The 10924-nt window shown below is 68.9% G+C and carries 10 protein-coding genes; 6 read left to right on the top strand and 4 right to left on the bottom strand.

Annotation, left to right across the window (positions count from 1 at the left end):
- The first annotated feature begins 128 nt into the window (after positions 1 to 128).
- Both VGV06_16920 and VGV06_16915 read left to right on the top strand, forming a co-directional pair.
- Complete coding sequence (locus tag VGV06_16920; protein HEV2056825.1) at positions 129 to 266, top strand: hypothetical protein; 138 nt, start codon at positions 129 to 131, stop codon at positions 264 to 266.
- Positions 267 to 270: 4 nt separating this feature from the next.
- Positions 271 to 1260: an aldo/keto reductase gene (locus tag VGV06_16915; GenBank protein HEV2056824.1), complete on the top strand. Its 990-nt coding sequence runs from the start codon at positions 271 to 273 to the stop codon at positions 1258 to 1260.
- Between the two features lie 226 nt (positions 1261 to 1486).
- On the opposite strand, the gene VGV06_16910 is transcribed toward VGV06_16915, so the two are convergent.
- Both VGV06_16910 and tkt read right to left on the bottom strand, forming a co-directional pair.
- A complete protein-coding gene (locus VGV06_16910; protein HEV2056823.1) occupies positions 1487 to 2557 on the bottom strand; it encodes a C-terminal binding protein in 1071 nt (356 codons plus the stop codon).
- Positions 2558 to 2595: 38 nt separating this feature from the next.
- The gene (gene tkt / locus VGV06_16905) at positions 2596 to 4674 is read right to left on the bottom strand and encodes a transketolase (protein HEV2056822.1); all 2079 of its coding nucleotides are present in this window, start codon (positions 4672 to 4674) and stop codon (positions 2596 to 2598) included.
- A gap of 117 nt (positions 4675 to 4791) precedes the next feature.
- Between tkt and VGV06_16900 the strand changes: the two genes are divergently transcribed.
- The gene (locus VGV06_16900) at positions 4792 to 6402 is read left to right on the top strand and encodes an ABC transporter substrate-binding protein (GenBank protein HEV2056821.1); all 1611 of its coding nucleotides are present in this window, start codon (positions 4792 to 4794) and stop codon (positions 6400 to 6402) included.
- Between the two features lie 60 nt (positions 6403 to 6462).
- Positions 6463 to 7236 carry an alpha/beta hydrolase gene (locus VGV06_16895; protein HEV2056820.1) on the top strand — a complete coding sequence of 258 codons (774 nt, stop codon included), beginning with the start codon at positions 6463 to 6465 and terminating at the stop codon, positions 7234 to 7236.
- A 25-nt stretch (positions 7237 to 7261) separates the two neighbouring features.
- On the opposite strand, the gene VGV06_16890 is transcribed toward VGV06_16895, so the two are convergent.
- A complete protein-coding gene (locus VGV06_16890) occupies positions 7262 to 8155 on the bottom strand; it encodes a TIGR03619 family F420-dependent LLM class oxidoreductase (GenBank protein HEV2056819.1) in 894 nt (297 codons plus the stop codon).
- 84 nt (positions 8156 to 8239) lie between these two features.
- On the opposite strand from VGV06_16890, the gene VGV06_16885 reads away from it, so the two are divergent.
- Complete coding sequence (locus tag VGV06_16885) at positions 8240 to 9055, top strand: alpha/beta hydrolase (protein HEV2056818.1); 816 nt, start codon at positions 8240 to 8242, stop codon at positions 9053 to 9055.
- Positions 9056 to 9083: 28 nt separating this feature from the next.
- Positions 9084 to 10172, top strand: a complete 1089-nt coding sequence (locus VGV06_16880) for a mandelate racemase/muconate lactonizing enzyme family protein (protein HEV2056817.1) — start codon at positions 9084 to 9086, stop codon at positions 10170 to 10172.
- 5 nt (positions 10173 to 10177) lie between these two features.
- On the opposite strand, the gene VGV06_16875 is transcribed toward VGV06_16880, so the two are convergent.
- The coding region (locus VGV06_16875; GenBank protein HEV2056816.1) for an LLM class flavin-dependent oxidoreductase at positions 10178 to 10924 on the bottom strand (747 nt) is incomplete at its 5' end.

The raw sequence follows: 10924 nt of genomic DNA, 5'->3' as shown, positions 1-10924 counted from the left end.
CGCCGCCGGCGTCGCTGGACTTTTCGGTGGACACGGAGTATTCCTTGTCGGGTGTTCGCACGGACCGCCTGACATCGTCGGTCAGGAAGAGTAGCAGTATCGCATCCCACCAGGCGAGGAGATTTACGATGAAAGCACATGACGCGGTCAACGGAAGTCGCCGCCGGCTCCTTCAGTCCGCAGGGGCGGCCGTCCCGGGCGCGGCCCTCGGCTCGATCCCGCTCGCGGCGAAGGATCTGCGCCGCGGCCTCGGCCTCGGTTCCTGACGGGATGGAATACCGGACACTCGGCAGGACGGGGCTCAAGGTTTCCGCGCTCGCCTTCGGGTGCGGCGACGTCGGCGGCTTGATGGTGCGGGGCGAGCCGGCCGACCGGGAGCGCGCCGTAGCGCGCGCGGTCGAGCTCGGCATCAACTACCTCGACACCGCGCCGTCGTACGGCAGCGGTCAGTCGGAGAAGAACCTGGGCGCCGTCTTGCGCGCGCTGCGCCCGCCGGTGATCGTGGGCAGCAAGTGCCGGCTGACCCATGCCGACCTGGCGGACGTGCCGGGCGCGCTCACGCGCTCAGTCGAGACGAGCCTCGAGCTGCTCGGGCGAGACCGCCTCGACCTCTTCCACCTCCACAACCCGATCGCGCGCGTCAGGAGCGAGCGGCGCCTCGGGGTCGCCGACGTGCTGGACGCGGTCGTGCCCGCGATCCGACACCTCCAGGAGCAGGGCAAGATCCGCTTCTTCGGGGTGACGGCGCTCGGCGAGACCGGGGCGCTCCACCGCGCGTTGGCGAGCGGCACCATCGACACGGCGCAGGTGTGCTTCAACCTGCTGAGCCCGACCGCGGCGCACGAGGTGCCGGCGGGTTTCCCGGCGCAGGACTTCGACGGGCTCGCGCTCTTGGCGCGCGAGCAGGGCGTGGGCACGATTGGCATCCGCGTGCTCGCGGGCGGCGCGCTCAGCGGGCAGAGCGTCCGGCATCCGATCGCCATCCCCGCGGTGGACCCGATCGCCTCGGGCCCGGACTACGCGACCGATGTGACGCGCGCCCGGGCGTTCGAGCCGCTTGTAGTCGAGGGATATGCCGCTAGCGTGATCGAGGCCGCCTTCCGCTTCGCGCTGACCACGGACGCGCTGTCCACTGCGCTCATCGGGACTTCGGATCTCGCCCAGCTCGAGTTCGCCGCCGCCGCTGTCGCCAAAGGCCCACTTCCCGCCCCTGCGATGGAACGACTCCGCTCCGTCTGGGCGAAACTCGCGACGACGTAGCGCTCTCGAACGCGCTCGGCGGGCGGGGCCTGTCGTCGGGGGCAGCGGGGGCGCGGCCAGCTACGTCACCCTACGCTGGCGTGATTCGCAGCCCTGCGGGCTGCGCGCACTTGCGAAGGGCGGAACGAAGCAGGCCGCGCCCCCGCTGCCCCCGACGCCACCCGCCCGTCGCTGGTTGGCGGCAGCTCGGGCTCTTCCGTCACTCCCGCCCCGTCGGTCTTGTCGTTTAGCGGTTGGGCCCGCGGCCCATTGGATAGGGTTGCCAGCGGATTAGGCTCGTTCTTGGGAGGACGCCGGGGTTGACTGCGGAGCGGGGCCACTTGCCCTGGAGGACCGTGGCGATCTCGCGGCCGAGACGACGGCGGGTCTCGGGCGCCATGCGCGCTGTCGCCGAGGCGATGTGAGGCGTGACGATGACGTTGTCCATGTGGAGCAGCGGGTTCATCGGGTCCACGGGCTCCTGCTCGAAGACGTCGAGCGCCGCACCCGCGATCTCCCTCTGCTTGAGCGCCTCGATCAGCGCCTTCTCGTCCACCGTCGGCCCGCGGCCGTTGTTGATGAAGATGGCGCTCTTCTTCATGGCCTTGAACTGCTTCTCGCTCATCATGTGGTGCGTCTCCGAGTTCAAGGGCGCGTGCATGGACAGGAAGTCCGAGCGCTGGCACAGGTCGATGAGGCTCGTGACCGGCTCGACTCCGACGGCGGTCATCTCGAGCTCAGCCAGGAACGGGTCATACGCGATGACCCGCAGGCCGAAGGCGTGGCAGCGGCGGGCGACGGCCTTGGCGACGTTGCCGAAGGCGATGAGGCCGATCGTCTGGCCGTAGAGGCGCGGGATGTCCTTGAAGTACGGCCGTCCCTCCGTCCACTTGGCGTCCACCGTCAGCTGGTGCATGAGGCGCAGGCGGCGATGGGCGGCCAGGAACAAGGCCATCGTATGGTCGGCGACCTCGTCGATGAAAACGTCGGGGACGTTGGTGACGACGATGCCGGCCTCCGTGGCCGCGTCCACGTCCACCGTGTCGGCGCCGACGCTGCCGAGACCGATGACCTTGCAGTTCTTCAAGGCCTTGATGATGGCGGCCGTGATGCGGCGGTTCCGCGCGATCACGGCGTCGGCATCCTTCGCCGCGGCGATGAACTCCTCCTCCGTCTTCGCGGGCACCTCGACGATCTCGGCGCCGATCGGGTCCAGCGCCTCCCGCTCGATCGCGTAGGCGCCGTCGGCCGTGTCATAGGTGATCCCGCCCGACGGCTGCTGGACGACGACCTTGAACTTTCCCTTTGCGGCTGGCATGAGTGCAACCCCCGTTTGGTGTAGTAGCGTAGGTTCCGTCAGCTCCGGCTAGTGCGGCCCGTCCGCGCGAGCAGCGCCTCGGCCGCGCCGACGACGCGCTCCGTGGTGAAGCCGAGCTCTTTCATGAGGACCTCGCCGGGCGCCGAGGCGCCGAAGCGGTCCAGCGTGACGGTGGCGCCGTCCGTTCCGGTCCACCGCTCCCAGCCCAGCGAGCAGCCCATCTCCACGGCGAGGCGCGCCGTCACCGACCTGGGCAGCACGCTCTCCCGGTACTCGGCGCTCTGCTCCTCGAACAGCTCCCAGCAGGGCATGGACACGAGCCGCGCGGTGATGCCCTTCGCGGCGAGGACGGGCTCGGCCGCGACGATGAGCTGCACTTCCGACCCGGTGGCGATCAGAATGATGTCGGGGCGAGCCGCCCCGGCGCGGGGGTTCAGCACGTACGCGCCGCGCGTGAGTCCCTCGGCGGAGGCGTACACGGAGCGGTCGAGCGTCGGCACGTTCTGGCGGGACAGCGCCAGAGCCGTCGGCCGGTGGCGCTCCCGGATCGCGACCTTCCACGCCCACGCCGTCTCGTTCGCGTCGCCGGGTCGGATGAACAGCAGGTCGGGGATGGCCCGGAGCGCCAGAAAGTGCTCCACCGGCTGGTGCGTCGGGCCGTCCTCGCCCACGCCGATGCTGTCGTGGGTGTAGACCCAGATGGAGCCGAGGCGCGCGAGCGCCGAGAGGCGGACCGCCCCGCGCATGTAATCGGAGAAGACCAGGAAGGTCGAGCCGTAGGGAATGAAGCCGCCGTGATACGCCATGCCGTTCACGACGGCGCCCATCGCGTGCTCGCGGACGCCGAAGTGGACATTTCGCCCGCTGTAGTCCCACGCTCCTCCCACCGCCCCCTGCACGCCCTCCTGCGGCTGCGACGCTGGCGCGAAATCGCCCTGCCCCTTGAGCCACGTGAACGTGGAGGGGTCGAGGTCCGCCGAGCCGCCCGCGAGCTCGGGCAGCTTCTTTGCTAACGCCTGCATGAGGCCCTCCGAGGCCTTCCGCGTCGCCAGGCCTTTCGGATCGGCGGGGAAAGTTGGCAGGTCAGCGTCCCAGGCCGCGGGCAGCGCGCCGACCATCCGCCGGTTGAGCTCGGCGGCGAGATCGGGGAAGGCGGCCTGGTAGGCAGCCAGGCGTCGGCGCCACTCATCCTGCTCCTTGGCGCCGCGCTCCACCGCGGCGCGGAAGTGCGCGCTCACGTCGTCGGGAACGAGAAACGGCGGCTCGACGGGCCAGCCCAGGTTCTCCTTGGCCGCCTTGACCTCATCGGGTCCCAGCGGGCTTCCATGGACATGGAAGGTGCCCTGCTTGTGAGGCGCGCCGTAGCCGATGACCGTGCGCACCGCGATGAGCGAGGGGCGGTCGCCGACCTGCTGGGCGGCCCGGAGAGCCTTGTCCGCCGCGCCCAGGTCGTTGCCGTTCTCCACCGCCTGGACGTGCCAGCCGTAGGCGGCAAAGCGGGCTTGGACGTCTTCGTTGAACGAGACCGAGGTACTGCCCGCGAGGGAGATGCCGTTGTCGTCGTAGAGGACGATGAGCTTGCCGAGCTTGAGGTGGCCGGCGAGGGAAACGGCCTCGGCCTGCACGCCTTCCATCATGTCGCCATCACCCGCCAGGACGTAGGTGTAGTGGTTGATGATGTCGTGCCCCGGCCGGTTGAAGCGCGCGGCCAGGTGCGCCTCGGCGAGCGCCATGCCGACGGCGTTGCCGATGCCCTGCCCGAGCGGCCCGGTCGTCGCCTCGACTCCCTTCGTCAGGTGACTCTCCGGGTGCCCCGGGGTGAGACTTCCCCACTGACGGAACTGCTTGATCTGCTCGAGCGGCAGGTCGTAGCCCGTGAGGTGCAGGAGCGAGTACAGAAGCATGGAGCCGTGACCCGCCGAGAGGACGAAGCGGTCGCGGTCAGGCCAGGCGGGGTCGGACGGGTTGTGGCGGAGGAACCGGGTCCACAGCACGTAGGCCGGCGCGGCCGCGCCCATCGGCAGGCCGGGGTGGCCGGAGTTCGCCTTCTGCACGGCGTCGACCGACAGGAAGCGGATGGTGTTGATGGCTCGCTCGTCGAGGCTCTGAGGGGTCACGGTCGGCTCCCTTGCCAGGTCAATCTGTGGATAGCCTCAAGAGAGTAGCACCGGAGCGGCGTCCTCCGCACCTCGCACTTGACAGCGCCGTCGGGGCCCATGTATGTGGAGGACACCATGAGCCAACGCCCGATACTCCCGCTCTTTCTCGGTCTCGCGATTCTTCTCGGAACGCTCTGCGCCGCCGTCCCCGCCGGAAGCCAGACACCGAAACGGGGCGGCATCCTCAACGCGATGCTCGCCGAGGACCCGCCGGGGCTCTCGATCCACGAGTCAGCCACGATCTCCGGCGTGTGGCCGGTGGCGCCCTGCTACTCGAACCTCGTCCTCTTCGATCCCTTCAAGCCCCTGGAGACCGCGGAGACGGTCATTCCCGAGCTCGCGGAGCGGTGGTCGTGGCAGGACAACTACCGGAACCTCGTCTTCTTCCTCCGGAAGAACGTGCGGTGGCACGACGGCAAGCCCTTCACGTCGAGGGACGTCAAGTACACGTTCGACGTCGTCCGCGAGGCCCCCGACGCGCCGGCCAAACTCCGCCTCAATCCACGAAAAGACTGGTACACCAACATCGAGGCCATCGAGGCGCCCGACCCGTACACGGTGATCTTCAGGCTCAAGCGGCCCCAGCCCTCCCTCCTGCTCATGCTCGCCTCCGGCTACTCGCCGGTGTACCCGGCCCACGTCCCTGTCGCCGACCTGCGCCAGCGCTGCGTCGGCACGGGACCTTTCAAGCTCAAGGAGTACGTCCGGGGCCAGATGGTCGAGATGGAGCGGAATCCCGACTACTTCGTCCCGAACCGGCCCTACCTCGACGGGATCCGCTACCCGGTCATCACAGAGCGGGGCACGCGCCTGGCCGCGCTCCAGGCCGGACGGCTGGACACCTCCGTGCCGCTCGAGATGACGAAGCTCATGGCGGAGACGGCGAAGCAGAACGTGCCGTCGCTCGTGGTGACCGTGATCGGCCAGAACGGAAGCGACAACGTGGTCGTGAACCACAAGCGCGCCCCATTCGACAACCTGACGATCCGGCGCGCGATCAGCTATGCGATGGACCGGCACGCCTACGTGCAGGGCGTCCGCCAGAACGGCGCGGTGGTCGGCGCCGCGCTGATGCCCAAGCCCTTCGGGGCGTGGGGTCTCCTCGACAAGGATCTTCGGACGCTCCCGGGCTACCGCGGGCCGGACCAGGACAAGGCGGAGGCGAAGCGGCTCCTGGCCTCCGCAGGCTACGGCCCCGGCAAACCGCTCCGCGTCGAGCTGGTCACGCGGGCGTTCGCGATCTACGTGGACCTGGCCTCGTTCGTGGTGGACCAGCTTCGGCAGGTGGGGGTGGAGGCGACCGTCAAGCAGATCGAGACGGCCCAGTTCTTCCCTGCTCTCGCCCGCCGCGACTACCAGATCGGCGCCAACCTCACGGCGTCGGGCATCGACGACCCCGACGGGTTCCTCTACGAGAATTACAAGTGCGGCTCGTCGCGGAACTACACCGACTACTGCAGCGAGGAGATGGACAAGTTGATCGACCTCCAGTCCCAGGAGCTGGACCGCGCCAAGCGGCTCACGCGCGTCTGGGACATCCAGCGGAAGCTCGAGGCCGACGTCGCGCGGCCCATGCTGGGCTGGCGCAACGAGTACTTCACCCAGTGGCCCTACGTCAAGAACCTCGTCCCCCACAACTCGCTGTACAACTACGGGCGGATGCAAGAGGTGTGGCTCGACAAGTAGACCGAAGAGCGGGACAGGCCGGCGTGAGCCGACCGGGTCTCAGACATGGAGGATGCCATCATGCCGACGATCACCCACAAGGGCGTCAATCTGGCCTACGAGACCCGGGGCAGGGGCAAGCCGGCCTTCGTCTTCGTCCACGGCTGGACCTGCGACCGGTCGTTCTTCTCCCCGCAGGCAAGGCACTTCGCGCGGCGGCACCGCGTGGTCTCCCTCGACCTGCGCGGGCACGGCAAAAGCGACAAGCCCCAGGGGCCCTACCCCATCGCCGCCTACACGGACGATATCGCGTTCCTGATCGGCAAGCTCGGCCTCGGCAAGGTAGTGGCCGTCGGGCATAGCATGGGCGGCATCACGGTCCTCGACCTGGGCGCCGCCCATCCCGACAAGGTCGCCGCCATCGTCATGGTCGACCCGGCGCCACTCGTCTTTCCGCCCGAGCTCAAGGTCGCGGTCGAGGCCATCGTGGCGGCCATAGAGGCAGGCAACCAGGAGCCGCGCCGGCAGTTCATCGCCAACAACCTGTTCATGAAGACCTCGGACAAGCGACTCGTCAAGCGCGTCCTGAAGGTGATGATGGCGGCGCCGAGCTACGTCGCTGCTGCCGCGATGAAGGGGATCCTCGCCTTCGACGGGCCCGCGACCGCGGCGCGGTGCAAGGTCCCCGCGCTCCACCTGGCCGCCACGCCGCCGCTCAACCCGCCGCATCTCATGTCGGAATGGCTGCCTAACGTCGTCAACGGATGGACCGTGGGCGCCGGTCACTTCAACATGATGGAGGTGCCCGATCAGGTCAACGCGATGATCGACGCCTTTCTGCGCCACCACGTATAGCCGGCTGCCGAAACCTCGCAGACGGCTAGGCGCGGTCGACGGCGGGGCGGACGGTGCCGGTGACGAGCTCCAGCAGCTCAAGCATCTGAGCCAGGTCGTCGCGGCGGAAGTCGATCATGACGTGGCCCAAGCCGAGCCGCTTGTACTCGCAGAGCTGGTCCACCACGGCCTGATTCCCCTGGGCGAGGAGCTCGGCCTTCAGGGAGAGGCGGACGGACAGCGCAATGCTCTCGAAGGGGCGGCGGGCCGCGTCGGCGACCGCGCGCAGTCGGCCGAGCGCGTCCTTCAGCTCGGCCGGAGTCTTCGACGTCGCGTGCCAGCCGTCGCCCAGCGTGACGACTCGTCTGAAAGCTCCCGGGCTGTCGCCGCCGACCCAGATCGGCGGGTGCGGCTTTTGCACGGGCTTGGGCGCGAAGCCGATGTCGCTGAAGCGGAAGTACTCCCCGGCGAACGACGGGTTCTCCTCCGTCCATAGCACCTTGAAGACGCGCAGCATCTCGTCGGCCTGGCGGCCCCGCTCGTGGAAGGGCGCGCCCAGGATCTCGAGCTCTTCCTTCCACCAGCCGACGCCCACGCCGCAGATGAGCCGCCCGTTTGACAGCGCGTCGATGCTGGTGAGCATCTTGGCCATGACGACGGGATGGCGGTGCCCCAGGATGAAGACCGACGCGCCGAGCCGGGCGCGCGACGTGCAGACGGCGGCGGCGGCGAGGGCGACGACGGGCTCGAGGTAGGCCTTGTCGGGCGGATGCGGGAAGCGCCCGCCGGGGTAGCTGCCCGTCGCCTTCCTTGGGAAGATGACGTGGTCGCTGACCCAGAGCGACGCGATGTCGCGCTTCTCGGCCTCGCGCGCGAAGGTCATCAGCGCGTCCCGCGTGGCCACGGGCCCCTGCGTCGGAAGATGGCAGCCGATATCCATGGGGCCAGATATTGCGCCGGCGGCGGGCTCGCGTCAAGCGATGGAGAGGGACCGCCAAGCCTGCTATCATGCCGGACGGGTCCGATGAATCTCCTTCGACCGCTGGATCGTCACCTGGTCGTCAATGGCCTGCGGCTCCACGTCCTGGACTGGGGCGGTGACGGCCGCACGCCGCTGGTGCTCCTGCACGGCTTCACGGGGAACGCGCACGCCTGGGACACCCTCAGCATCGCGCTCCAGCCGCATTTCCACGTGTACGCGGTCGACCAGCGCGGCCATGGCGACAGTGATCCGGCCGAGGTCTACAACGCCATCGTGGCCTTCGACGATATCTCCGGCGTCGTGGATCAGCTGGGCCTCACCTCGTTCGTCCTCATCGGGCTCTCGATGGGCGGCCGGAACGGGATGTACTTCACCTCCAAGCGGCCCGACAAGGTCCAGAAGCTGGTCATCGTCGACATCGGTCCCGAGATCAGCAAGCGGGCGGCTCAAGCGCCGGCGGGGCCTCCCGAACCCGACACGTGGGAGAGTATCGAGCAGGCGGCCCAGCATCTCTGCCGCGGCAACCCGTATCCCGGGATCCACTACTACCGCTGGGTCGCGTCGCACAGCCTCCGGCAGCGCCCCGACGGCGCCATCGTGTGGGCCTGGCACCCGAGCGTGAAGGAGCGGCGCTCCCAGCCGGATCTCGACTGGTGGGCCATCGTCCGGTCGATCACGCCGCCGACCCTGGTGCTCCGCGGCGAATCGAGCCCCATCCTCGACCGCGAGGTCGCCGAGAGGATGGCCAAGGACCTGCCTCACGGCCGCTTCGTCGAGATCCCGCGGGCGGTCCACACGCTTCACGAGGACAATCCCGAGGCGGTCCTGGCAGCGTTGAAGGACTTCCTGGCCTTCTAACCCTGAAGCGACAAGAGAGGCTCCGTCGATGAAGATCACCCACGTCACCACGCGCGTGCTGCGCACCCCGGCCGATAACCCGCTCGTCGTCGGCCTGCCCGAGCCCACCGATACGCGCGAGTTCGTCACGCTCGAGCTGGGCACTGATCAGGGTCTCGTGGGCATTGGTCTCACCTTCTTCGGCGGCGCGCTGACGCCGGCGCTCAAGGCCGCTGTGGACGCGCTCGCGCGGCTCATCATTGGCGACGACCCGACGCAGGTCGAGGCCATCGTCGCCAAGCTCAGACGCGCCGCGGGCAGCTCGGGCCCCGGCGGCATCTTCTCGCTGGCGCTCTCGGCCGTGGACACGGCGTGCTGGGACCTCAAGGGCAAGGCCGCGGGCAAATCCGTGTGCGCGCTGCTCGGGGACCTGCGCGACCGCGTGCCGACCTATGCGAGCGGCGCTCTCATGCGCCAGCACCCCGTGGACTACCTCGCCAAGGCGGGACCGCGGCTGGTGGACATGGGCTTCAGGCAGATGAAGATGCAGTGCGGGAGCGAGCCGACGATGGCGGCATCCGTTGAGCGCGTGCGCGTCATGCGCGAGGCCATAGGCCCCGACATCGACCTCATGTGCGACATCAACCAGCTGTGGAGCGTGCACCACGCCATCGAGGTGGGGCACCGGATCACCCAATTCCACCTCTTTTGGTTAGAGGATCCGACCGCCCACGACGACTATGCCGGCCTCGCGCGGGTGGCCGACGCATTGGTCACGCCCATCGCCGCGGGCGAGTACCACTACGGCATCGTGCCCTTCCGTCACCTGCTGGAGGCGCGCTCCGTTGATATCGTGATGATCGATCTCCTGCGGGTGGGCGGCATCACGCAGTGGATGAAGGTCGCCGGCATGGCCGAGGCATTCAACCTGCCCGTGGTGAGCCACCTCATCCCGGAGATCCACGTCCACCTCGTGGCCGCCATCCCCAACGGCCTCACGGTCGAGTACATGCCGTGGACGCTCCGGCTCTACGAGGAGACGCCGGCAATCGAAGGCGGCCGGCTTGTCGTGCCGAAGAAGCCGGGCCTGGGCCTGGCGTTCGACCCGGCGGCGATCAAGAAGTACCAGGTGGGCTGAAGCCTCTACACCGGCTTCGCACCGCGAAGCAGCGCCAGGTTCTCCTCGATCGTGTCGTCGCCGGTGATGGCCCGGAGCACGACCTCGTCGACCACACCATGCCACTTCCCGAGCGCCTTCGGGATCTCGTCCGCCTTCTGCGCGGCGATACACGTCTCGACGGGCTTGACCCCCATGCGCTCGAAGTGGGCGCCGTAGGCCGGGATCGCCGCGTAGCGACCGCCTTCCTCCGCGAGCTTGTCGCACGCCTTCCCGCCGAGGGCGAGGCGGACGTAGGCGAAGAGCGTGGGCGGCTTCCTGCCCGCTGCGGCGGCGCCGTCGCGCACCCAGCCGGCCGAGACGCGCGCGTGCTCGGGCGTCAGCCAGTTGAAGAGCACGCCGTCGGCGATCTCCCCCGCCAGCCGGCACATCTTGGGGCCGAGCGTCGCCACGATCACGCGCGTCTTGAGCTGTGACTTCAACGCCGCTACGCCGTCGCGCACGCGGCCGAGGGAATTCGGGTTCGGGCTGCCCACGCCCAGGAGCAGGCGCTCGAGCGGCAGCGCGGTGGCGCGCACACCTTGGACGATCGCCTCGGGTCCCCGCGTGTGGAGCGGAATGACGCCGATGCCGAGCTCGATACTTTTCGTCTCACGCGCCCCGAAGGCGAGCGCACCGAGTCCGTCGAACGAGCCTGGGTGATTGACCCAGAAGGAGCTGTACCCGAGCGCTTCGGCTTCCCGCGCAGAGGCGCGGATGATCTCGGGAGTGGT

The sequence above is a fragment of the Candidatus Methylomirabilota bacterium genome (assembly GCA_035936835.1).
Classification (GTDB): Bacteria; Methylomirabilota; Methylomirabilia; order Rokubacteriales; family CSP1-6; genus AR37.
This window is presented reverse-complemented; position numbering and strand designations above follow the sequence as displayed.